The sequence below is a fragment of the Pyrofollis japonicus genome (genome assembly GCF_033097485.1).
Classification (GTDB): domain Archaea; phylum Thermoproteota; class Thermoprotei_A; order Sulfolobales; family Pyrodictiaceae; genus Pyrofollis; species Pyrofollis japonicus.
Genome location: NZ_AP028634.1, coordinates 1,359,796 through 1,381,871 on the forward strand (window position 1 = coordinate 1,359,796; position 22,076 = coordinate 1,381,871).

Sequence of the window (22,076 nt, forward strand, 5' to 3'; positions counted from 1 at the left end):
ACAAGGTTTTAGCAATTAGTATCCAACAACATAGCGATAAACAATTATCTCGCCAGCCGTAGGGCTCTTACGATATATGCGAACAATATCGCCTGGCTTGGCCCCGATCTCTCGCGCGACCGGATCCGTTACGCGAAGCCAGGGTAACTGTTCAGGCCTAATATTCATCTCACGGAGTAACTGAATAGCCTCCTCTGGAGGAACAACCTCATGTCTCGGAACTAGCTCATGCTCCAAAATATTGAACTTCTTTTGCTTAGCCACTCTGCTCTCCCCTTACACAGACTCTGGCCGTGGTTCCTAGTAACTTAATATGCTTTAATTCAGCTCTAGCGTAATCTCTTTCTATTAACTTTTTTATTCATCCACGAATATCTCTTGAGACGCCTACTTCTACCATATCCGCATGCAGCACAATAGCCCTTTGCGACGTTGAAAGAGTGGCGGCCGCAACGCGGGCAGCGTATGTGTGTATAGTTCTTGCTCATTTTGCCGAAAGATGGAGTACCCTTCGACATACGCCTCACCTTTGTGTTATCCGTTATTCTCGGTTAGTAATGTCTAGGCTTGTGCAGGCGATATCAGTAGGACAGTGTCTCCCCGAATTACCAGGGTTCCAAGCTTCCTTGTTCTACCGTCCTCAAATATCTCCTCTGCATCTTCTAACACGATATTCAAATGCTGGTCATAGCTCTTGAGCTTTCCCCTTACCTCATTAGCTCCTTTAAGCTTGACGAGTACTATGTGGCCAATGCTTTCTGATAGAATCTTGTGCGTCGTTTCAGCCATACAGGTATCCCCGGCCACAACTGGGCTGTGCCTAGGGATTTATAGGGCATTCTATCTTCGCTTAAATAGGGGCATGGCGGACAAACAACACATTGTTATGGAGCAGAGGGATAGGTGTGAGGCGCTGGATAGTATCTAAAAAAGATAAAAAGAAGCTAATAAAAGAAATTAATGAAAAATATGGAACTGAACTAATAGGGAAAGACGATAAAGTTGAAATTGTAGTTGAAAACGATGTCGAAATTTATGTTGTAAACAATATTCCTGCATTTATCAAAATAGAAGGATTAATTATTCCTCATCTTAGGTTTCTGCTTAAACAAGGATATGAATGGCTTCCTGCAGTAATAGTTGACGAAGGCGCAGTAATGCCTATATCACGTGGAGCTGATCTCATGCGCCCAGGAATCCGGAAGATATTACGACCTTTTAAAAAAGGGGATATTGTCGTTATAGTGGAGCCTACAAGACTGCTTCCACTTGCAGTTCACCAAGCATTATATGATAGTAATGAAATAGAAAAAATGAGTAAGGGAAAAGTTACGCGAAGACTACATTGCTTGAAGGATAAATACTGGAAATTAGCTGACCAGATTTAACCAATAATCTTCATACAATGCCTGTGAGGTATAGTGATTCCAGAATGCCAGGCGTAAATACTCTTACTTCTTGTCCAAGTCCTAGGTTTTGAGCCTTCCTCCTTATACTCTCTGCAAGACTATAGATTGCTTGTGGTTCACCATGGTTTAGTATTATGTTCTTAGGCTTTGGCTTCATATTGGCTAGAAACGCTAATAGTTGACGCCTATCAGAGTGACCCGAGAAACCTTCAATGTATTTTACCTCCATGTTTATCTTTATTAGCTCTAGTTTTCCGTTCTCGCCTATCATTGTTACCTCTCGCTCACCATCTAGTATTCGCCTGCCAAGCGTTCCCTTCGCCTGATAGCCGACAAATATCAGAGAGTTCTTAGGGTCGGAGGCAAGCAACCGTAGATATTCAACAGATGGGCCGCCATTTAACATACCGGATGTAGCTATGATGACTGCTGGTTCATTTGACTTTGCAATGTCTTCTCTCATCTGTTTATTCTTTACCTTAACCATGTTTTCGTGGTAAAATGGGTTCTCGCCCTGAAGTATCTTTGACCTTACCTTAGACGATAATAGCTCGGGGTACGATAAATGAATAGCTGTTACTTCAGGTATGCTTCCATCTATATAGACCTTTACATCTGGGAGCAATTTGCGATTGAATGCGTCAGTTAGTACGAGCAATATTTCTTGGGATCTACCCACGGCCATTGCTGGTATCAGTACCTTTCCTCCGCGCGCAATTGTCCTACTTATAGCACTAATTAGTTCGAGCTCTGCTAGATCCCTTCTTGGCTGGTCGCGGTCACCATACGTGCTCTCCATTATTAATGTCTCTACGCGAGGAAACTCACTATCAGCCTTGTCAAGTAGCCTCGTACGTCCAAATTTGAAATCACCAGTGTAGACTATGTTATGAAGACCCTCGCCTATATGAAGGTGTGCCATAGCTGAACCTAGTATATGGCCTGCATTATAGAAGGTAAGCTTTATGTCGGGCGCAATGTCAGTTACTTCTCCATAGTCAAGAGTTATTGTATGAAGAAGCATTTTCTTCACTTCTAGCTGCGTATATGGCGGTTTTTGATTACTTCTATGAGCTATGTCGAGTAGATCAAGTAGTTGGAGTATCATTAAATCTCGCGTCGGTTTAGTCACGTAAACAGGGCCGCGATAACCATACTTGAAGAGATATGGGGCGAGACCTACATGGTCTAGGTGAGCATGGGTAATTACCACTGCATCCAGTTCGTCCAAACGCAGTTGCTCTATGTCAAGCCTTGGGTACATTCTGTAATCGTTAAAGCCTGGGTTTATTCCAACATCTAGGAGCACTCTACTCTCGCTTGTCTCTACAAGGATAGCGGATCGTCCTACTTCCATAAAGCCTCCGAGGGCAGTCACACGAACATATCTATTTTCAAAGATAACTCCTCTGTGTATGCGCTCTCCTGCTGCACGCAGAAAGTTTAGCCTATAGCTACTCTGCTCAAGTGTATAGTGGAGTATCTTGTTGACAGTATCTAGCTCCTTAGGGTCTACTGGCGGAAACCTTACAGCCGTTAGTCTCCAACCGGTTTCAGCTAGAACTTTATTATATATACTGCGTCCTTTACCATAGACTAGGCCAACTTTTTCTGCTTTGACTATCACTTCGCCGAGAACATCGTCAAATTCTATTCCCTTTATTCCCGCTTCTGGCGGTACTAGTTGTTTTATTAATTCCTCGGTTTCCTTCTTACTCTTTCTAACCGAGGGATCAGTTCTAATTACTATTCGTTTCTTAAGCTTCTTCGCAATGTCCTTAGCTACTTCTGGATGCCTTGCTATTATATCAGGATTACGAATGTATATAGCTATTTCAGGACCCTCAAACTCAATACGTGTAACATGAACGTTTCTAGGAGTCAGTTCTGCAAGAATCATTCCGATTATCTTCTTTAGCTCGTTCTTCTTATACATGTCCTTACACCTTTAGAATTATCTCAAGCCTTGATTAACAGTGCATACATAATTGTCAACAGCGTTTCTCCGGCATTAATACAACATATACTATTAAGCTGTGGCTCTGAAGCTCTACCTCTTCCCATTCCCAAAAACAACTGGATTCTCACAAATCGTGTCATGTACGAAGGTGCACGATGATTCAATTAATGCTACTAGAAGCACCAGTATAAAGAGGGCTTGTGGACTCTATCCTAATAAAGCTATCCGTTACTTTGTATTGCTAAACAAGTCGCTAAGCTCAAAGCTATACTCTTTGTAGAAGTCTTTTCCTATAGCAACAACATTTACCCCGTTTCCGGTGAAGGTGTCCCTACGTATGGAAGATGCTACAGCACGTTTTGCTAGATCTATTGCCTCCTCGAGACTCATATCGTCTCTGTACTGGTCTTCTATAACGCCTATAGCCATAGGTGAGCCCGATCCTGTTACTACGTACTTCTCCTCGGTTACGCCACCGTACCAGTCAATGTTGTACAAACGTGGTTCTGTATCATAGCCTCCGAGCAGTAGCTGTACTATGTATGGGTAGAAACGGGCAGAATGCAAGATTGTTGAAAGTAGCTGAGCTGCAGCATATATGCTCATGCGTTTCTTATTCAGCATCATATAGTGCTGGGCTTCAAGGGAAAGCCATTCAGCAAGCACTTGTGCGTCCGCGACAAGCCCAGCAGTTGTCATAGCCATATAGTTTGTTATCTTTATGATTTTCCTTGTACGCTTGTGCGCAACATAGTATCCTGCCGTAGCTCTTCTGTCGGCAGCCAGTATGACAAAGTCCCTAAAACGTAGACCAACTGTTGTAGTACCCGTCTTTAGAGCCTTCATACTGGCATCGCTTTGAGGCTGGCGATAGTTGAACGACATCAACAATGCTCTTCGACCAATAACACACTATCCTTATCCACGTTTATAAATATGTATTGTTATACTTGCATCACCTTCAACAAGTTAGCAGCAATTGCCGCATTAAGATTTTAGGCACTAGAACGCATTAAGGCCAAGATGAGTAAACCATTATTAGCTGTGGACACGGCCTATTCCTTACGAGGCTTTTGTAGAAGCAATATAAATGTAATGTAACTGACCTAGAAGAGTAGCATGCAGGGGAACTCAGCCGTGCTTCATTCCATAGTGCTGCCAAGCCATGTGGTCGTCGGGTCTGGCGCTATTAGCTCGCTACCAACAATTATAAAACAATTGAAAGAAAAACCAATACTAGCTATTATTTCAGGACCTAATGTTTGGAAAAAATATGGAACAATACTACTTAATGTCCTAGAACATGTAGCCGAATATACTGTATTTGAGGCAAAGGCCCCCACAGTCGAGTATGCCGAAAAGCTTGCAAATGAGGTCACTGATTACTCGCCTGACATTGTTATCGGGTTTGGTGGAGGAAAATCAATTGACCTGGCAAAATACTCTGCACTAAGAGCTGGAAAGCCGATTATAAGTGTCCCTACAAGCCCGTCCCATGACGGCATTGTATCACCCTTTGTATCCCTCAAGGGATTTGAACGCCCATACTCGGTTAAAGGTAAAACACCCTACGCAATTGTAGCAGATATAGACATTATAGCTGATGCACCCAAGAGGCTTATTCGCGCAGGAGCCGGAGATCTAATAGCCAAGCTCACGGCTGTCCGAGACTGGAAGCTTGCACATAAGCTCAAAGGTGAATATTATGGCGAATATTCCGCTAAGCTTGCACTTCTTTCCGCCCGACACGTAATCGAATATGCAGGCGAAATAGGCAGAGGAACTAAAGAGGCCGTAAGGATACTTGTAGAGGGCCTCGTCAGTAGCGGCGTAGCTATGTGCATCGCCGGTTCAACAAGACCTGCAAGCGGGTCCGAGCACTTGTTTAGCCACGCTCTCGATTTAATTGTTCCGGGAAAAGCTCTGCACGGAGAACAAGTTGCCCTAGGCACAATAATGATGATGTATTTGCATGGAGGCAATTGGAGAAAGGTGAAAAAGACAGTTGAAAAGCTTGGAATCCCGACAAAAGCTCGAAGCCTCGGAATACCCGACGAAGCCGTCATAAAGGCACTCACTATTGCACACAAGATAAGGCCGGAAAGGTATACTATTCTAGGAGAAACTGGATTAACTTGGGAAGCTGCAGAGCGATTAGCTAGAGTCACCGGTATAATCGATTGAACGCCTACTATCTTACTATCTTAACATCTTGTTTTCCCTGCAATTAGGCAATATAAAAGTCGAGCATCCTTATCTTGCTATTCCTCACGGCGTCTACGCTTAAAGAACCTCTATCGAGGCCTCTTGCAATATATTTTGAAAATTTATCGGCATAGAATGTTGGGCAAGGCAACCGTGCTTTCATTCTCTTTAGTAGTTCGATGACCGTACTAAGGGCCTTCTGCTGAGAGATAAAAGCCCCTGGCCCAATATAAATCGGAGACTTACTTCCTCTAAATGGAATAACACTATATGCGAGAACCATGTCCCGCCTATATTTGTCGAGTACTTCGCCAACAACACATGGAAAGTCTGTACATTCGTCCACGCTTCTTATCTTTCTATAAGTGCCATAGAGCTTCCTCTTCGCCACGCCAATCGACGGCTTACCTAGAGCCAAGCCAATATGCGTAGCTATGCCAGCGTGACGAGGATGCGCTATGCCATGACCATCAACGATTATTAGATCATACTTAGTTTCCCCCAGGCTAAGAAGCGCGGTATAAAGCAGTGCAGCCTCGCGAAAAGCCAAGAGGCCCGGTATGTATTCTAGTGATGGCTCACCTATAGCAACACTATAATCAATGGGCTTACATGTGTTAAAATCGACAAGGACAGCTACGCCTACACCCCCATATTTCTTAGAATAAGCTGCATCAAGCCCTATTACTTTAGTAAAAGACCACTTGTCATATATGCCCAAAGTCTCTAAAGCCTTCGCTGATATAGCTTTTTGTATTGAGACTAGTTTTTTCAAATCAATATTCTTTTTCCGCATAAAGTAAACGCCTTCTATAACTCAGTAATGCAAGCACCCAATACGGCTCAGACTAATTACTAATTAAATCAACATCAAGATTTAAATGGTAAATATTGTTGGTATTATTATAGAAGGTTAAGCTATCTTTAGCAAGTTACGAAGACTTATTAGAAGAGTCTATGTGATTCTTCTTCGGCTATAATTCTTTCTTCATTAATACGGCGTATGGATAGAATGTCTATACCGTCTCCGGACAAAGCATCACGCTCAATAGCCGCACGTATCGACTCCATCACTATCTTCTTTGCATCGTCAAACGACATGTCCGGCTTGAAACGTGCCTCTAAAACACCTATAGCTATTGGAGCACCAGATCCTATTGCTGCAAAGTCGTCTTCTATTAGTGATCCAAGAGGATCCATTACATATAACCTAGTATTACCATCAACATCTATACCTCCTACCAACGTCTCCGAGAAAAATGGGAAGTATTTATTAGAATAGAGTATGGTAGCCAGAAGCTTTGCTGCAGCTCTAACACTCATTCGTTTGCCCACAACCAAGTTATAGTAGTCAATGTTGGCTTTAAGAAGCTTAGTTAGTGCTTGTATATCGGCAAATAATCCGGCTAATGCTAGACCGAGATAGTCCGTTATTTTGTATACTTTTTTGCCCGCCTTGCTTGCAACAAAGCCTCCATAGCTTACGCGCCGCTCAGCAGCAAGTATTACATAGTCTTTGCCTCTTACTCCAAGTGCGGTTGCTCCAATGCCATACTCATGATAGCTCATACACTAGGCCCCGATGTTATCACATCCTCAACATAGTTTATATGTGATTCTGTGCCCCGGCAAAATATTACTCCATAAAATCACATTACAACAAAGAAGCGAATAACCTACACAATGTCAGCCCTACGTGGATCATATACTTACAGCAGAGTCGCTCCCAATACATGTAACAATAGTTCATCATTATTCTTACCAAAATTCTCTGTAGAGAACAGACAGGGTGCGAGACCTAATGAGGTTGCAGCGCTGCCCTTATTGTGGATCCGACAAGGTAATCATCGACTATGAACGAGGAATAATAGTTTGTAAGGAATGCGGAAGTGTTATTGAAGACACTTTATTTGATTACACACTAAGCTATAGTGACAAGAAATTTCGTAAAAAAACAGTTACAAAAATAGAGAAAAGATATACAATATATGAAAGAGAACAAATCAATTTTTTATTTATTAATCTTAAATTATCAAGAAGAATAAGTAATATATTAAGAGAAAATGATCCAAAAATAATAGCCGAAGCACTAGATATAATAAAATATGACATTGAAATAATCAAAAATGAGTGCATAAATCAGCTTCTTCGGAAGCTTCAGGGAACCAATAAGCTAATAGCACTTGAAATGGCAAAACAACTTAGTGACGGTGAATACCCGTTATCATCATACTATGTTCGGGCATATAAAGTTACAAAAAACACAGTCACACAAATTCTCAAAAAAGTTCGTAGATGCATTGAGCATAGGTAAAGCACTTAATCATAGCTCTAGTAGTGCTTGAAACAAACAACAAAATTAAAAGAGCTTATAAACTGAATAACAGTAGAGTCCGTTATATAGTGGTTAATGGTATGCAAACCGAAAAAGCATCACCAGAATGGATACAGAGACACAAAGAAGCTATTCGGCTAGTCGAGACCGTAAGAATGTTAAAGAATATATACATATACAGTTCCGATGAGCTTGTGAAAATAGTTGGCGAGCGGTATAGAAAGGTGAAGAAAAGGCGAAGAGGAATAGCAGGACGAAAAGAACTTGAGCTAAAAAGATTAGAAGTAGTATATAGTACTGTTTACTCAAGGTTGCATAGAATAGCTAAGCTACCAATGAGCAACGAACTTAGTAGTTTCCATAAAGCATTAATAGAGTCCTTCCTAGGCGATAGTTATGATAAAGCCCTTATGAGGGTAAGGCGAGCGCTTAAACTCATAAAGGAGTTCTGGAATGAATATAAGCTATTGATACTATCAGCTCAGGATGCGAGAGAGGCGGCAAAGTATAGAAGGGAAGGTAGCGGCCGTATACTCTCTGTTGTTAGAAGGCTGAAGAGGGAGCTCGAGATACTAAAAAAAGCTCACCACGAACTACTCACAACCCATGTAATATCGGAAGGCTTGCCCGTAGTTATCGTAGCAGGTATACCAAGTTCAGGAAAGTCAACCCTTGTAAAACTCGTGTCAACGGCCGAACCCGAAATAGCTCCTTATCCCTTCACTACAAAAACTATTATAGTTGGCAAGGCGAAGTATAGAGACATAATGTTTTATATTGTTGATACGCCCGGTATACTCGAAAGACCTTCATACATGCATAACGAGGTAGAGAAGAAAGCATATGCTGCCCTAAAAACCCTTCCGAATATCATAGTATACATATTCGATCCGTCGGAGGAACGCGTCCAAGACCTTGATGAACAAATCAAGCTCTTAAAGGATATATTTGAGAATGTTGTAAGCAAACGTTCAGCCGGGTTAATTCTTGTTCTGAATAAGATCGATTTAACTACTAATATAAATACATTCATAGAAAAAATTAGAAATAGTATTCCTGAAATTTTTAGGTACGAAAAAACATGCTCTGAGAACATAATTCCTATTTCAGCTCTCCACGGAACAGGAGTTGATGCTTTAAAAGAGGCCATATACGCGTGTCTACGAATAACCGCCCCATGGATTTTTGCAAAATAATTGTAAATATTTATTTAGACAAGCATATCCCTTCAACATTTAGGAGAAACGGCTTACCTATATTACCTCCTTCAATATATTTTATCTTTGCCTCCGGGACGAGCTTCTTAATAAGTTCAATGTTTGTCCATGCATGAAGAGTCAGCCTTGCTCCGCCTATTAATGAAGTACCACAAGCCAGTGCAGCATAGGGTAAAACCATGTCCGATGCATGCCTATCAAGCGCCTTACCAGTTAATAGGTCCTCGTAAAGCCTTTCAGCTGCCTCACTACCCACTTTTTCAGCAGGTTTTCCACGCGCTCCGAGAGAATCTCCGCCCAAAATTGATCTTTCAGTATAAGCCCATAAGACTATTCCACTACCTGGGCCGAGATGTGGATCACGACTAGGTTCATACCATTCAATGCTTATCTTTATGGGTATATCGCCGAGCTTGCTCCGCAGTAATTGTTCAGCACTACGAGCTTGTCTCTCCGCAACATGACGGGGAAGCTTTACTGCATGAGAAATTCCTTCAATCGCCTTAACTTCCCCCCTAAAGTCGAGCTTTGCTGAATTAAGGCGCCTAGGTGGATGAGCTACCTCAAAAACAACTATACCCCCACCTTTAGGATAATGCCCCCTACGCTTAACATGCACGTTATAATTGTATCCAAACTTTTCAAGTATTCGGGAAAAGACAAACCTAATGTAATCTATTGGAGGGCTCCAAGGGACATCGGTGCCGCCGCGAATTTCGACACGTATTGGGGAAGGGGCAAAAGCTGCTATAGGCATAATGGCTTGTAGCACCAATGTAATACTTCCTGCAGTTCCTATATCAAATCGAAAACTCCCCCCACGCAACCCGCCAGGACGGAATACTATCTCTGTTGATCCGAGTCGAAGCCCCTCAACCTTGGCATTAGACAGCTCTGCCACAGCACGAACAGATACCATATGCTGTCGTTGTAGCCCAGGACGCGGCCTCTTAGCCCTAATGTTTACTATTTTAATTTCTTTTCCTAGAAGTGCTGCAAGAGCTAATGCTGTCCGAAGAATTTGGCCACCACCTTCACCCATGCTTCCATCGATTACAATCATCCTTCCCGCCCCTTAATCCTTCATTGCTATCTGTTGTAAACGCTCAACACCTTTAATATTATCAATATACTTCTCAACGCTACGCGGAACGAGTTGCCGCCACCTATCGTTGCCAGCAAGCATTAGCTCACGGACATGTGTAGCGCTATATTCCTCTCTGCTAAAGCTTGGTGGTTCTACTATTTTGTAGCCATACTCGCTGAACAACCGGGCAACAAGAGGGTTACGCGTAAATACGATTTGGAATCTAGGAGCAAATAGTTCAACGTATCTAGGCCAAACAAAGTTCATGGCTATATCGGGTACTGGTATTAAGTATACCTTGTCCGCCCTTATACCGGCATCTCGAAGAGCCAATCTAAGCATTTCAATACGTTCTCCTGCGGTAAACGGATTCTTAAGAGTGTGGCTTTCTTGAGCCGATCCGATAACGATGACTAACTCATCAACATGTCTGAAGCACCATTTTATAACCTCTATGTGACCCAGATGAGGGGGTTGGAAACGACCAACAAAGAGGCCGCGCTTCACTATGAGCGGCACTAAGTGGCACCAAGGCTCAAATGCTGATGCTACTCTAAAAAATCTCTTCAAGAAAAGTGTGAATACTCTATACGAAGAGCTGTTATCGATAATAGAGAAACATAGTGGCCAAGCTACAAGGATAACTGAGAAATATCCATGGATACATGTACACCAAGCTGCACGTTATATAGAATTACTATCCGAAAGAGACTTTGAATTGATAATGAGCACTAGGATAACTTATAAATCAATACGCATAAACACATTGATTACGACTAGAGAAGATCTTACCACGAGACTTATAAGGAAAGGAGTACAACTTAGAAGCCATCCATTCATCAACTATGGGCTATTAATTGATTACTCTCCATACCCTGTCGGTGCTCTCCACGAGTACATTCTCGGATTATATACCTTGCAAGGCCCAGCATCAATGATGGCAGTGCCAGCCCTATCCCCAGAGAACTCGAAACACGTCCTTGACATGTGTGCAGGCGCTGGAATAAAGACGACACAAATTTCACAACATAATCCAAATGCAGCTATAATCGCTTTGGACATAAACCGTAGGAAATTGATTGCGCTAAAAAATAACGCTAGCCGATTACATGCGGACAATATTATAGCCATCAATATGGATGCGCGTCAAGCCTCTAGACTAGGTACCTTTGACGCAATACTGTTAGACGCTCCGTGCAGCGGAGAAGGCCTTATTGTTTTTAGAGAAAAAGCAAAACCTCGTACTGCTGAAGACATTATTTCACGTGTCGAACTAGAACTTGAATTGCTAAATGAGGCGCTCAACGCAGCGCAAAAGAACTCTATAATAGTATATGCTACATGTAGTATGAGTTTCGAAGAAAACGAGTACGTAGTGGGAACATTGTTAGAAGCCCGGGGTGATTTCGAACTAGAAGATCCACCTATACGTGGCGGCGTGAACGGATTTACAAGGTATGGCAGCATACGTGTTGACAACTCGCTCTCCAAGTGTCGCAGATACTTTCCGCACTTGCATGGTACTGAGGGTTTCACAATATGCAGGTTAAGAAAGACACGTTAAGGGTCAATATACGTAGGTGTCCGCAACAAGTAGTGAATAGAACCATCAGATATCTACTCACCTCATGTCTGGGCATAGTCCGGGGCAAGGCCGAAGAAGCACTCTCGAGAATAGTTGTTCTATGCAAGTACTCCGGATTAGGCGAAAATGTTGATACTATAGACGTTTACATAGCGTCAAAGGCGCTTGAGGATGTCTTGCAAACTTTGAAGCATCCTGTAGAAATCATAACCGCAGGCATTCACTCATTCCGGATCAAGAAGAAAGTACTACCACTCCTTGGCTTTACATCAATAATTAGAAGATACGGCTTAACGCCTATGAAGGGCTATGCAATAGTAAACGAGAAAGGCGAGAAACTATTCCTTTACGGAAGAGACGTATTCAGCAACAATATAATAGAGCTAAGAGAGCCGGGGTGCCGCCAAGGCTACATCATAGTTCTTAACATGTATAAAGAGCCGCTTGGCTGGGGCAAAGTAAGGAGAGACCATGATACTATTTATATTCAAAATGTAATTGATGCCGGTTGGTATCTTAGAAGCGGGGTGTAACACACTATGGCATTGAAAGATGGGGACTTTGTCCTAGTAGAGTATAGTTTACGAGTAAAAGAGACAGGAAAGCTAATAGATACTACAAGCGAAGAGGAGGCTAGGAAAGAAGGAATCTACGATCCAAGGGAAAGATACGGGCCACGCCTAGTAATCGTTGGCGAGGGACGACTATTACCAGGACTAGAAAAAGCGCTCAAAGAGCTAGACGAAGGAGCGGAAAAGACACTTGAAATACAACCAGAGGACGCTTTCGGAAAACGCGATCCCTCAAAGATAAAAATTCTGCCAAGAAACACTTTCATTAAAAGCGGCGTAGTACCCGAGCCGGGCAAAATCGTCGAAATAAATGGCCAACTAGCTGTAATACGAAGCATTACAGGCGGAAGGGTAGTAGTAGACTTTAATCATCCCCTGGCTGGGCGAGTCATTGAGGCAAAAATAAAGGTTGTAAAGATTCTCAAAGCACCAGATGAGAAGCTTCTACATCTTTTACTCAGAAGACTACCGCCTACAATAAAGGACGAAGATATCAAGGTCGACTATAACCCAGACGAGAAAAAGGCACGTGTATACATGGATGAAAAAGCACTAGGCATACAAGACCTACAGGCAGCAAAGAGAATAGTAGTCCTGGAAGCCGCAAAATATCTCAAAGACGATATAAAAGAGATAGAATTCGTAGAAAAAGTTAGATTAGAAAGAGAGGAAAAGAAGGAAACAGAGGCTAAAGAGGAACAATCAGGGACCAAGGAACAAGAGGAAAAACAACAAACCGGAGAGAAGGCAGAGCAACAAGCCTAAGTCTCAAATAGCATTTTCACATACAATACCTCTAATAACTGAACATAATTTTGCCATTGTTTTTCAAACACAGCACTAAGCCCGATTAAGATTGGGCGCGTGGCAAAGAATGATTCCAAAAATACCTTATATTGTTGCAGGCGACCTCGCATATGGAGGAAAATTACATAACTTATTAGCAGGAAGCATTTTTGGCGGCAAAACTGTGTTACAAGGTTATTGCTTAGTAAATTGTAATAACGTTAAATTGCTTTCAAGAAATAATTGTATTGGTAGCATTGACGCAGAATTATACTATATTGAGCCTGACATCATAACGCTTATAGACAAATATTTTAGCGGTCTAGCGACCGTAAAGAGAACTGTGACAATAGAGCACGATGACGTAGTTATTAATGCAGAGGTACACGAAGCCCTCGACTACTGCGAGACTGTAAGAGATACGGGCAACTGGATACGTCTTCTCTTAGTACTACCCCCGCTACTCCCGCCACCTACATCACCTTTATCAACATATTTAGCCGAATTATTCAACTACAAGCCTTGCAACAATAAAACTGCTTATTGTAAAGCAATAGGAGCAACTTCTGAGGCAATAGTCGCAGACATATATATCAATAAGATAGTTTTACGGGAATGGCTTAAAGCAAATAACCTGGCTCTCATCGAGGGAATAGCCTATTTTAAAATACACGGCATGAGAGAAATAGTCCTTCTAGTGCATGTACCTGTCAAACCATTCTAGTAGAAGAGGAGGGGAGTTGGTGCCGCGGCCGGGATTTGAACCCGGGTCACGGGCTCGAGAGGCCCGCATACTTGGCCGGGCTATACTACCGCGGCAACCGCGCAGCTTTCGCCGTGTAGAACGATTATTCTTCAAGTGAAGTGGGGGTTATATCTGTTATCATGGTGTTCTTTCGCTTATTATATATCGTGATTACATAATCTATTAGGAGGAGTAGAATCACTAGTTGGGATACGTCTATAAGTGCTGATACTGTTTCCCTGCTCTTTGAGTAGAATACGTCTATGAATGGTTTAACGTGTATTTCGAGCTCATAGGTTTTTGCATATCTTATGACGTATAGTATGTGCAAAGCAGCCATGATTACGAGCGTTGCTTTTACTACTGTTTTTGGCGCATTGAATGCGTAGAGAACTAGCGCGAATATTAGTAGGAAAAGTTCTATTGACTCGATAAGTGTAAGGGTTGGGTCAAGTCCTACTGTTATGTTCACGTTGCTTCACCTTTTCTTCGTAACTAATGTTCTTGCAGGATCTCTTAGCTTGCGCCTAACAAGTCTTCGAGATGGGCTAGGAGTCTAGATACGTGTAGCCATGGTTCGACTGCTGTTATAGGTGTGTATATATGGTCTACTATGCTGAGAACCGCGGAGCTGAATGTGTCATTGGTGAACCCTTTTACGAGTACTATTGAGCATTCTCGGGTTGCAACATCTCGTGCTATGTCGCGGAATTTTCGCTGTACACCGTTTTCATCAATGGCTACCACCTTGCAGTTATTCGCATTTTGAGCAATATTGTTAACCAGATTTCTAATGTTCATCGGTTTTACAAGCATGAGTGGATCTTCGGAACCAGGGGGTACTTGCCCCTCCGCAAAAAGCTGTTCTATTAATCCTATGAATCGATTGTAGTTTCTTGGAAGCCGTATATTGTTTTTTATAAATATGGCATAATCGTTTATTGTGTGGATGTATACATGGATAAGGTTTCTACGAGCTAGTGGACTCTCTAAGGCTTCGAGGAGTTCGATATGGACTATGTCTGGGCGGCCCCGTCGATGTGCTGATGGTAGTTTCTGCATAGCTTGATGATGCAGGCTTCTGTCAAGCAGTATTTCGCCTGGTCTCTTTCTTCGTTTTCGTGCAGACTTATAGACTGCTGGATGGCCCCATAGCTCTCGAGGAACTAGCTCTAGGGCAGCCTCGGCTATGACTAAACTGATTGACGGGCTGCCTGTGGTCAACGTTTTCACCGTCTCCCTGGTGAGAATTTGGCTCAAAAGGATAAAATAAGAGAGCTTATAAAGGATATTGCCTACCAAGGTACTAAGATACTGTTCAAGGAGGCTGTTCGCCAGCTACGTGGGGGAAGAATTGAGCTAGCTAGACAGCTAGTTAGAGATGCCGACGAGCTTCGTAAGAGGGCTCGCCTCAAAAAGCCTCTTGTTTTACGTCGGCATGTTTGCAAAAACTGCGGCATCCCACTGGTACCAGGACTTACAGCAACCTATAGGCTTAGGAGAGAGGGCTCAATAACTAGGCTTATTGTTACTTGTCTCATCTGTGGCTATAAACACCGCTACGTACTAAGGAATAGGAGGGTAGAAGGTCGTGGTGAGCTTAAAGAAGCTGAAGGAGCAGGTACAGCAGCGACGAGCAGACGTCATCATAGGTAAGCGTGGGCTCAGCGATGCGGTCCTAAAAGAAATAGATAGACGTCTTCATGATAAGGAGGTTGTAAAGGTTAAGGCTTTAAAAAGCGCCATAAAGGTTACTGGGCTTGATAGACGCCAGTTAGCTGCAAAGGTAGCACAGCTACTGAATGCTGTGCTGCTTGACGTTAGAGGAAGGACTTTTGTGCTATATAGGCCGAAGACGGGCGTGAAAAACGAAGGTGAAAAAGAGCTGGCCGGTCAAAGATATAAAGCGCAGAGACGTGCAAGCCGAGATAGCGGGGAGAAGGAAACATGGTTACGGCGCTCGAGGTCCCGGCAGACCTACTAATTAAGAGGGTTGCCGAGAAGCTAAAGTCAATGCCGCAGATACGCCCACCAGCTTGGGCTTTCTATGCAAAGACTGGAACTTTCAAAGAGCATCCACCAGAGGATCCAGAATGGTGGTACTATAGGGCTGCCTCGATACTCCGTAAGCTGTATAAGAGAGGCACACCTGTCGGAATAGAAAGGCTTCGCACAGCATACGGTGGCAGAATTAATAGAGGCTCTGCTCCAGAGCATTTCCGCAAAGGCTCCGGAGCCGTTATTCGGAAAATTCTCCAGCAACTAGAGAGGGCCGGACTAGTTGTCAGAATAAAAGGAAAAGGTCGCACACTTAGCCCAAGGGGAAGAAGTCTCTTAGACAATACCGCTTACGAGATTATGAAAGAGCTTGCAGAACAAAACCCAGTATTAAAGAAGTACCTAGCCTAAACGTGGTGCACAATTTCTCACCGGATATCTTTTGCTTGAGAGACTTTTCAGATCCTTTTGAATAATGTGTCTCGCATGAATGTGGCATAGAAAGCTATACAGCTCCAACTCGCCATCACTATTTAATAAGAGCAGAATACTTGTTCTAAGTCCCTCGGGTGAAAGACGGTGGCAGAATACTATGACGAGGAGCTTGAAGAAATTAAGCGCCGAAAACTAATGGAGCTGCAACGCCGCCTTGCCCTCGAAGAAGAAATGAAGAGAAAGCAACAAGAAGAGGAAGCACGTAGAGAAGCACTATTACGCACAATACTTACTCCAGAGGCAAGAGAGCGCCTAGCAAATGTTAAGCTAGTACGTCCTGAAATAGCAAGGCTTGTTGAAGACAACATCATAGCTCTCGTACAATCTGGTCAAATTAAGCCTCCTGTAGACGAGGAGACTGTAAAGAAGCTTTTAGCACTCATATATGAGCGTACACACCGGGAGACACGTATAAGGATTAAAAGAAAGTAGCCCTCCCGCTAGCCTTCGGGTGACAGATGTGGCGCACTTCAAGCCGTTAGGGAAGAAGCTTAGGCTTGCCAAAGCACTTAAACAAAACAGATCAGTACCATTATGGGTAATAATTCGTACAATGAGAAAGTTTAGAGATCATCCTAAGAGGAGGCATTGGAGAAGAGTAAAACTAAAGGCCTAAACCACCCGCCTCAAGAGGTGACCTCATATGCCTAAGGAAAAGAAAGAGGCTATCTATACAATACCTGTATACAGAGTGTATTGGGGAAGACGCACTAACAGAGCTGCTAGGGCCATACGCTTCATACGCAAATTCATAGCGCGCCACTTCGGTGTAGATGAGAAAGACGTGGTGATCCACAACAACGTTAACGAATATATATGGTCAAGGAGTATAGAGAGGCCACCACGCCGTGTTACCGTAAAAGCAGTAAAGGATCCAGAAAGCGGCAAGGTAAAAGTAGTTCTCCTTAGGGAGGCTAAAGTAAAAGCAAAGGGCTAGGATGAGCTAGTAGACATCCTAGTACCGTTTAGCTGCTTTTATCATTACTTAGGTTATCTTTTCAAAATTTTCAAGTAATGTATTACGAGGGATAAAATAGTCCTCATGCCTGAATACCCTGGCCTTTCATAATTTGTGAACGGCCAGAGAGCTATTATTTTAAGCCTTTATAATTGCTTTATCGTAGGGGAAGAGGTGTGCTCGTTGATAGAGTACCTCAGTATTCACGGTAACCCTAATATAGGTGTCTACGTATTTGTCAATAACCACGTTGCACTCGTTCCTCCAACAATCACACAGAAGGATAAGAAGATAATAGAAGACGTATTGGGCGTAGAGGCTCTTGAGACAAAGGTAGCAGACATGATAATAAACGGCGTAATGGTTGCCGGCAATGATAAAGGAATACTCTTACCCAGAATAATTAGGCCAGAAGAATACGATTACCTTCGCGAACATATCGGAGACAAGGTGAGAATAGAGGTTCTAAACATTCGTCAAACAGCGCTAGGAAACCTCATAGCTGCTAATAATAGAGGCGCATTGGTATCTCCTAGCCTTGATGCGTCGGTACTAAAAAAGATACAAGAAGTTCTTGGAGTTGAAAAAATTATACAGAAACCGCTAGCCAATATGCCTACCGTCGGCTCAATGATAGTTGTTACTAACAAAGGCGGTGTAGTCCACCCCGGCGTGAGCGATGAGGAAATAAAAATGCTGAATGATTTATTCGGAGTAGAATTCGCTACGGCAACCGTGAACTTCGGACTCTACTTTGTCAAAGCAGGGCTAGTTGCAAACGACAAAGGCGCAATCGTCGGAGACGAGACAACAGGTCCCGAACTCATGAGAATACAACAAGCTTTAAGACTTTAGAGAGTACCCGGGAAGCACCGGGAGGCAAGATAGCAGGGTGACGACAAATGGGCGACGTTAAGATATACCTCGTTGAAGGAAAGATGCTAATAAGGCCATATAAAATGCCGGAGTGGTGGCCCTTCCGGAAATATGTTAGGGCTCTAAAACCAGAGCATGCTATTGAAAAGGTACTTTCAGAGCTAGGAAGCAATCATAAGATTAAGCGATTTCACATAAGAATCGAAAAGGTTGTTGAAGTGCCTCCCGAAGAAGTAGAGGACCTACAGGTAGTAGAACTTTCAAAGCTAAAAGGGTGGGTAAAGCCTTGAGCAAAGAGCAGGCAATAACGCTTGAAGAAGCAATAGCCCAGCTAACGCTTCTTGAGAACCAGATTAAACAGCTCCAAGAGCTTGTAGCTGATCTTTCTGCGAGAATAACGAGGCTTTCTACTGTAGAGGAAGCATTGCTAAACCTCGAAAAGGGGTCAGATGATGCCTTCATACCACTTGATGTTACTGGTACTGTATTCGTTAGAGGCACCATAATGCCTATTGACAGAGTTCTGCTTCACGCAGGCCTAGATGTGTTCATCGAAGTTGGCCGTGACAAAGCCCTCGAGGTTATCCGGGAAGAAAAGTCTAGCACATCAAAGCTATTAGATGGCTATAACCGTGAATTAGCACAGCTTACACAATACTATGCTGCACTACGTTCTGCGGTAGAACAAGCACTACAGCAGGCTAGGCAGCAAGGACAGCAATAGCTTCAGTAAACTACCTTATAATAAGCAACAGCGATATATATTACACACTTTCAGACTTCGTTTTGCTAAGGCCTAACTTTAAAGAGGGCAATTAAACAACGGTGACTCTACAACTTTGTTTTCATGTACATAAGCATGAAGATGGTGTCATAAGTGTTCAGCTTTTTCTTTAAATGATGGAGCCAGGGCGGTCGCCATGGTATTTAATAGGATTAAGAAAGCATTTAAGAAATTCGTTGATACGGTAAGCGAGACTGTAGCGACAAAAGAAGTAAAGGAGGAGGATATCGAGCCTATAATTGATGAACTCATAATAAGTCTTGTCGAGAGCGACGTGGCGCTAGAAGTTGCAGAAGAGATAGCAAATAAGCTCAAGAAGCGGCTTGTTGGCACAAGGGTGCCTAGGCTAAAGGATGTAAGGGAATATGTCATCTCTGCGCTAGCAGAGACTATAAAGGAGATAGTGTCACGCAACTATAAACCAATCGACCTCATAGTTGAGGCTAAGACGAGGCAACCGAGTAATCCATTAAGGATACTATTCTTTGGAGTTAACGGAGTAGGCAAGACAACAACTATTGCAAAATTCGCGTACATGTTCAAGAAGAATAGTATTACACCTGTCATAGCCGCAGCTGATACATATAGAGCAGGCGCGCAGGAACAGCTGCGCATGCATGCAGAAAAGCTTAATGTACCTTTCATAGGGGGTCGCTACGGCGCTGACCCGGCTTCCGTCGTTTATGATGCAATAGAGTATGCTAGAGCCCGGGGATACCGTGTAGTCCTAGCAGATACTGCTGGTAGAATGCATACCGATCGCGACTTAATGGAAGAGCTTAGAAAAATAACTAAAGTAGCTAAACCCGATTACAAGGTATTAGTCGTTGATGCCTTGACCGGAAATGACGCTGTTGACCAAGCCAGGTTCTTCGAGGAAGCCGTAGGCATAGATTTCGTAGTTCTAACAAAGGTTGATGCAGATGTTAAAGGAGGTACTGCACTCACCATAGCAGCAACCATTGACAAACCCATACTCTATCTTGGAGTTGGGCAGAGATACGAGGACCTAGAGCCCTTTGATCCCGAAAGATACGTTAAGAAACTTCTTGAAGGAATTTCCTAGGCCCGTTTTTGAGGCAAAACCTACATTTCCCCATACTGGTAGGAGAGCCTGGGGGCTAAGGTATGGCGTCAACAGGAGAGGCCCCAGGTATAGCTGGAAAGATACGAATGACTCTTCACGAGTGGAGGCTCATACTTCAGAGGCTTAAGAAGCCAGACCGTGACGAATACATGCAGACAGCTAAGATAACTTGGCTAACTATACTTCTCATAGGCTCTGTCGCGTACATTATACAGTTAGTCGCTGTTAAGCTGCTTACTGGGTGATGCTCCTCGTGAGCTTGGAGGAAACAAGTGAAAAAAGCGAAGAAACTAAAGAAAAGAAGGCGCCCATGCATGAGCCTAGGCTCTTTGCTGTACGTACTGTAGCAGGGCGCGAGCTAGATGTCGCTCTCCTAATTGAGCAGAGGGCGCGCGACGAAAACATACCCATATACGCGGTGATAGTCCCCCCTAGGATAAAGGGCTATGTAATAGTTGAGACACCTGCTGCTTTTCACGCGTCTAACGCGATTCAAGGCATAAGATACGCTAAAGGCGTTGTACCAGGTGTTCTGCGCTATGAGGATGTTGAGCGTTTGCTGAAACCTGAGGCTGTTGTAGAGACGCTTAAGCCTGGCGACATCGTAGAAATTATTTCAGGGCCTTTCCGCGGAATGAAGGCACAGGTTGTACGTGTTGTGCCTGGCAAGAATGAGGTAGTTTTAAATGTGCTAGAGATTGAGTATCCACTCCAAATCACGGTGCCCGGTGACTCGGTGCGTCCAGCAAAGGAGCGAGGTGCGCAGTAAATGGGAATAAGGGTGTATACTGTCAAGGTCAAGGGTGGACAGGTAAGCGAAGACGCATTATCCACCCTTAAGAAGAGTGGGGTTGATTTATCGAAGCTCCGAGAGGAGCTGAATGCACTTACACAGAAGTATAAGGGCTTCGAGGTTACCGTAAAGATACTGGTAGATGAGGATACGAAAGAATACGATATAGAGATAAAGCCACCAACTACGACTGAGCTTCTACTTCATGCTGTTGGCGCCAAGGAGCCCTCTGGCGATCCCATGCACCAGAAGATAGGTGACCTTCCCTTCGAAAAGATAGTTGAAATAGCGATCTTGAAGAAGCCGTCGCTTACAGCTAAGACGCTGAAGGCTGCTGTAAAAACTATACTGGGCTCGGCTAGGAGCATAGGGATAACTGTTGACGGCAAGGATCCGAAGCAAGTAACCCAAGAGGTTGAAAGCGGCGTTTATGACGCCGTTCTCGCAAAGTATGAGGAAGAGTGGGAGAAGGCTTAGACCCCCCTTCTCTACCTCGTTAGGCGGGGTGCACGCTTGTGTCATTTGTGCCGCGCGACTTAATGGAGAAAGCTGTACGGGAAGCAATAGAGGGAAGCCCTCCTAGAAACTTCAAACAATCAGTTGACCTCATAGTAGTCTTAAAGGACATTGACCTCAAGAATCCGCAGATGAGGTTTAGGGAGGTAGTATTCCTGCCTAAGCCGCCAAGCAAGAAGGCTACTGTCTGTGTCGCGGCTGATGGCGATATGGCTGTCAAGGCTAAAGAGGTAGCCGATAGGGTGATAACCAGAGAGGAGTTGCAGGGTCTTGTAGGTAACCGTAAGGCTGCAAAGAAGATTGCAGAGTTCTGCGACTGGGTACTCGTCAGAACAGATCTAATGCCGCTAGTCGGTAGAACTCTAGCACCTGCCCTTGGTCCCCGTGGAAAGATCCCAATACCGGTGCCCCCCAACGCCAACATTGTTGACTTTGTCAATAGGTATCGACACGCCGTTATACTAAGGACTAAGGACCAGCCACAGGTTGCTTGCCGCGTTGGAACAGAAGACATGGACCCCAAGGACATTGTTGAGAATATATACAAGGTTCTATCAACGATTGAGCACAAACTGCCAAATCCGCGCCAAAATATTGCAAGGATAATTGTCAAGACCACGATGGGTCCACCTGTAGAAGTACCATTCTACCTTGCCCGTATCGAGTAA

Annotated in this window: 33 protein-coding genes and 1 tRNA gene; 22 read left to right on the forward strand and 12 right to left on the reverse strand. The window is 43.6% G+C overall.

Features of this window, described 5'->3' with window-relative positions; translation table 11 throughout:
* Positions 1-15: 15 nt before the first annotated feature.
* From SBG41_RS07065 to SBG41_RS07075, 3 genes are all read right to left on the reverse strand, one after another.
* Positions 16-264 carry a DNA-directed RNA polymerase subunit H gene (locus SBG41_RS07065; protein WP_317894854.1) on the reverse strand — a complete coding sequence of 83 codons (249 nt, stop codon included), beginning with the start codon at positions 262-264 and terminating at the stop codon, positions 16-18.
* A gap of 65 nt (positions 265-329) precedes the next feature.
* A complete protein-coding gene (locus SBG41_RS07070) occupies positions 330-518 on the reverse strand; it encodes a 50S ribosomal protein L37e (RefSeq protein ID WP_317894855.1) in 189 nt (62 codons plus the stop codon).
* Positions 519-561: 43 nt separating this feature from the next.
* Positions 562-789: an LSM domain-containing protein gene (locus tag SBG41_RS07075; RefSeq protein ID WP_317894856.1), complete on the reverse strand. Its 228-nt coding sequence runs from the start codon at positions 787-789 to the stop codon at positions 562-564.
* A 116-nt stretch (positions 790-905) separates the two neighbouring features.
* Here SBG41_RS07075 and SBG41_RS07080 point away from each other — a divergent pair, with 116 nt between their 5' ends.
* Positions 906-1,388: a DUF1947 domain-containing protein gene (locus tag SBG41_RS07080; protein WP_317894857.1), complete on the forward strand. Its 483-nt coding sequence runs from the start codon at positions 906-908 to the stop codon at positions 1,386-1,388.
* A 10-nt stretch (positions 1,389-1,398) separates the two neighbouring features.
* On the opposite strand, the gene SBG41_RS07085 is transcribed toward SBG41_RS07080, so the two are convergent.
* Positions 1,399-3,345 carry a beta-CASP ribonuclease aCPSF1 gene (locus SBG41_RS07085; protein WP_317894858.1) on the reverse strand — a complete coding sequence of 649 codons (1,947 nt, stop codon included), beginning with the start codon at positions 3,343-3,345 and terminating at the stop codon, positions 1,399-1,401.
* Between the two features lie 252 nt (positions 3,346-3,597).
* Positions 3,598-4,254 carry an archaeal proteasome endopeptidase complex subunit beta gene (psmB, locus tag SBG41_RS07090; protein ID WP_317894859.1) on the reverse strand — a complete coding sequence of 219 codons (657 nt, stop codon included), beginning with the start codon at positions 4,252-4,254 and terminating at the stop codon, positions 3,598-3,600.
* Between the two features lie 252 nt (positions 4,255-4,506).
* On the opposite strand from psmB (SBG41_RS07090), the gene SBG41_RS07095 reads away from it, so the two are divergent.
* On the forward strand, positions 4,507-5,553 hold the full coding sequence (locus SBG41_RS07095; RefSeq protein WP_317894860.1) for an NAD(P)-dependent glycerol-1-phosphate dehydrogenase: 1,047 nt from the start codon (positions 4,507-4,509) through the stop codon (positions 5,551-5,553).
* 43 nt (positions 5,554-5,596) lie between these two features.
* Here the strand turns inward: SBG41_RS07095 and SBG41_RS07100 are convergent, their stop codons facing one another.
* On the reverse strand, positions 5,597-6,370 hold the full coding sequence (locus SBG41_RS07100; protein WP_317894861.1) for an endonuclease V: 774 nt from the start codon (positions 6,368-6,370) through the stop codon (positions 5,597-5,599).
* Between the two features lie 149 nt (positions 6,371-6,519).
* Complete coding sequence (psmB, locus tag SBG41_RS07105; RefSeq protein ID WP_317894862.1) at positions 6,520-7,143, reverse strand: archaeal proteasome endopeptidase complex subunit beta; 624 nt, start codon at positions 7,141-7,143, stop codon at positions 6,520-6,522.
* 232 nt (positions 7,144-7,375) lie between these two features.
* On the opposite strand from psmB (SBG41_RS07105), the gene SBG41_RS07110 reads away from it, so the two are divergent.
* Positions 7,376-7,888: a TFIIB-type zinc ribbon-containing protein gene (locus SBG41_RS07110; RefSeq protein WP_317894863.1), complete on the forward strand. Its 513-nt coding sequence runs from the start codon at positions 7,376-7,378 to the stop codon at positions 7,886-7,888.
* A 101-nt stretch (positions 7,889-7,989) separates the two neighbouring features.
* A complete protein-coding gene (locus tag SBG41_RS07115) occupies positions 7,990-9,105 on the forward strand; it encodes an NOG1 family protein (protein WP_317894864.1) in 1,116 nt (371 codons plus the stop codon).
* Positions 9,106-9,115: 10 nt separating this feature from the next.
* On the opposite strand, the gene rtcA is transcribed toward SBG41_RS07115, so the two are convergent.
* Positions 9,116-10,189 carry an RNA 3'-terminal phosphate cyclase gene (rtcA, locus tag SBG41_RS07120; protein WP_317894865.1) on the reverse strand — a complete coding sequence of 358 codons (1,074 nt, stop codon included), beginning with the start codon at positions 10,187-10,189 and terminating at the stop codon, positions 9,116-9,118.
* Between the two features lie 12 nt (positions 10,190-10,201).
* Positions 10,202-10,723: a nicotinamide-nucleotide adenylyltransferase gene (locus SBG41_RS07125; RefSeq protein WP_397470795.1), complete on the reverse strand. Its 522-nt coding sequence runs from the start codon at positions 10,721-10,723 to the stop codon at positions 10,202-10,204.
* On the opposite strand from SBG41_RS07125, the gene SBG41_RS07130 reads away from it, so the two are divergent.
* The 4 genes from SBG41_RS07130 (at position 10,722) to SBG41_RS07145 (ending at position 13,880) form a co-directional block, all read left to right on the forward strand.
* Positions 10,722-11,777, forward strand: a complete 1,056-nt coding sequence (locus SBG41_RS07130; RefSeq protein WP_317894867.1) for an RsmB/NOP family class I SAM-dependent RNA methyltransferase — start codon at positions 10,722-10,724, stop codon at positions 11,775-11,777. The genes SBG41_RS07125 and SBG41_RS07130 overlap by 2 nt on opposite strands.
* Entirely contained in the window at positions 11,753-12,331 is a 579-nt protein-coding gene (locus SBG41_RS07135) for a hypothetical protein (RefSeq protein WP_317894868.1), read from the forward strand. The genes SBG41_RS07130 and SBG41_RS07135 overlap by 25 nt, the downstream gene beginning before the upstream one ends.
* 6 nt (positions 12,332-12,337) lie before the next feature.
* A complete protein-coding gene (locus tag SBG41_RS07140; protein WP_317894869.1) occupies positions 12,338-13,135 on the forward strand; it encodes an FKBP-type peptidyl-prolyl cis-trans isomerase in 798 nt (265 codons plus the stop codon).
* Positions 13,136-13,244: 109 nt separating this feature from the next.
* The gene (locus SBG41_RS07145) at positions 13,245-13,880 is read left to right on the forward strand and encodes a hypothetical protein (RefSeq protein ID WP_317894870.1); all 636 of its coding nucleotides are present in this window, start codon (positions 13,245-13,247) and stop codon (positions 13,878-13,880) included.
* Between the two features lie 17 nt (positions 13,881-13,897).
* On the opposite strand, the gene SBG41_RS07150 is transcribed toward SBG41_RS07145, so the two are convergent.
* The 3 genes from SBG41_RS07150 to SBG41_RS07160 form a co-directional block, all read right to left on the reverse strand.
* A tRNA-Glu gene (locus SBG41_RS07150) sits at positions 13,898-13,975 on the reverse strand.
* A gap of 29 nt (positions 13,976-14,004) precedes the next feature.
* The gene (locus SBG41_RS07155) at positions 14,005-14,373 is read right to left on the reverse strand and encodes a hypothetical protein (protein ID WP_317894871.1); all 369 of its coding nucleotides are present in this window, start codon (positions 14,371-14,373) and stop codon (positions 14,005-14,007) included.
* Positions 14,374-14,417: 44 nt separating this feature from the next.
* On the reverse strand, positions 14,418-15,125 hold the full coding sequence (locus tag SBG41_RS07160; protein WP_317894872.1) for a 16S rRNA methyltransferase: 708 nt from the start codon (positions 15,123-15,125) through the stop codon (positions 14,418-14,420).
* A 27-nt stretch (positions 15,126-15,152) separates the two neighbouring features.
* On the opposite strand from SBG41_RS07160, the gene SBG41_RS07165 reads away from it, so the two are divergent.
* The 14 genes from SBG41_RS07165 (at position 15,153) to SBG41_RS07230 (ending at position 22,076) form a co-directional block, all read left to right on the forward strand.
* Complete coding sequence (locus SBG41_RS07165; protein ID WP_317894873.1) at positions 15,153-15,557, forward strand: ribonuclease P protein component 4; 405 nt, start codon at positions 15,153-15,155, stop codon at positions 15,555-15,557.
* Positions 15,493-15,885, forward strand: a complete 393-nt coding sequence (locus SBG41_RS07170; RefSeq protein WP_317894874.1) for a YhbY family RNA-binding protein — start codon at positions 15,493-15,495, stop codon at positions 15,883-15,885. The genes SBG41_RS07165 and SBG41_RS07170 overlap by 65 nt, the downstream gene beginning before the upstream one ends.
* On the forward strand, positions 15,849-16,310 hold the full coding sequence (locus SBG41_RS07175) for a 30S ribosomal protein S19e (RefSeq protein ID WP_317894875.1): 462 nt from the start codon (positions 15,849-15,851) through the stop codon (positions 16,308-16,310). Before SBG41_RS07170 ends, SBG41_RS07175 begins: the two co-directional genes overlap by 37 nt.
* A gap of 168 nt (positions 16,311-16,478) precedes the next feature.
* Positions 16,479-16,826: a DNA-binding protein gene (locus tag SBG41_RS07180; protein ID WP_317894876.1), complete on the forward strand. Its 348-nt coding sequence runs from the start codon at positions 16,479-16,481 to the stop codon at positions 16,824-16,826.
* Between the two features lie 28 nt (positions 16,827-16,854).
* Positions 16,855-17,010 carry a 50S ribosomal protein L39e gene (locus SBG41_RS07185; protein WP_317894877.1) on the forward strand — a complete coding sequence of 52 codons (156 nt, stop codon included), beginning with the start codon at positions 16,855-16,857 and terminating at the stop codon, positions 17,008-17,010.
* 27 nt (positions 17,011-17,037) lie between these two features.
* Positions 17,038-17,331, forward strand: a complete 294-nt coding sequence (locus tag SBG41_RS07190) for a 50S ribosomal protein L31e (protein ID WP_317894878.1) — start codon at positions 17,038-17,040, stop codon at positions 17,329-17,331.
* Positions 17,332-17,526: 195 nt separating this feature from the next.
* The gene (locus tag SBG41_RS07195) at positions 17,527-18,207 is read left to right on the forward strand and encodes a translation initiation factor IF-6 (RefSeq protein WP_450088467.1); all 681 of its coding nucleotides are present in this window, start codon (positions 17,527-17,529) and stop codon (positions 18,205-18,207) included.
* 47 nt (positions 18,208-18,254) lie between these two features.
* The gene (rpl18a, locus tag SBG41_RS07200; protein ID WP_317894880.1) at positions 18,255-18,518 is read left to right on the forward strand and encodes a 50S ribosomal protein L18Ae; all 264 of its coding nucleotides are present in this window, start codon (positions 18,255-18,257) and stop codon (positions 18,516-18,518) included.
* Positions 18,515-18,952 (forward strand): prefoldin subunit alpha, encoded by a 438-nt coding sequence (pfdA, locus tag SBG41_RS07205; RefSeq protein WP_317894881.1) that lies wholly within the window; start codon positions 18,515-18,517, stop codon positions 18,950-18,952. The genes rpl18a and pfdA overlap by 4 nt, the downstream gene beginning before the upstream one ends.
* 196 nt (positions 18,953-19,148) lie before the next feature.
* Positions 19,149-20,078 (forward strand): signal recognition particle-docking protein FtsY, encoded by a 930-nt coding sequence (gene ftsY, locus SBG41_RS07210; protein WP_317894882.1) that lies wholly within the window; start codon positions 19,149-19,151, stop codon positions 20,076-20,078.
* A 62-nt stretch (positions 20,079-20,140) separates the two neighbouring features.
* Positions 20,141-20,344, forward strand: coding sequence for a protein translocase SEC61 complex subunit gamma (locus tag SBG41_RS07215; protein WP_317894883.1), 204 nt, complete (start codon positions 20,141-20,143; stop codon positions 20,342-20,344).
* 8 nt (positions 20,345-20,352) lie between these two features.
* Positions 20,353-20,868: a transcription elongation factor Spt5 gene (locus tag SBG41_RS07220; RefSeq protein ID WP_317894884.1), complete on the forward strand. Its 516-nt coding sequence runs from the start codon at positions 20,353-20,355 to the stop codon at positions 20,866-20,868.
* Positions 20,869-21,369 (forward strand): 50S ribosomal protein L11, encoded by a 501-nt coding sequence (locus SBG41_RS07225; RefSeq protein ID WP_317894885.1) that lies wholly within the window; start codon positions 20,869-20,871, stop codon positions 21,367-21,369.
* A 38-nt stretch (positions 21,370-21,407) separates the two neighbouring features.
* Complete coding sequence (locus SBG41_RS07230) at positions 21,408-22,076, forward strand: 50S ribosomal protein L1 (RefSeq protein ID WP_397470753.1); 669 nt, start codon at positions 21,408-21,410, stop codon at positions 22,074-22,076.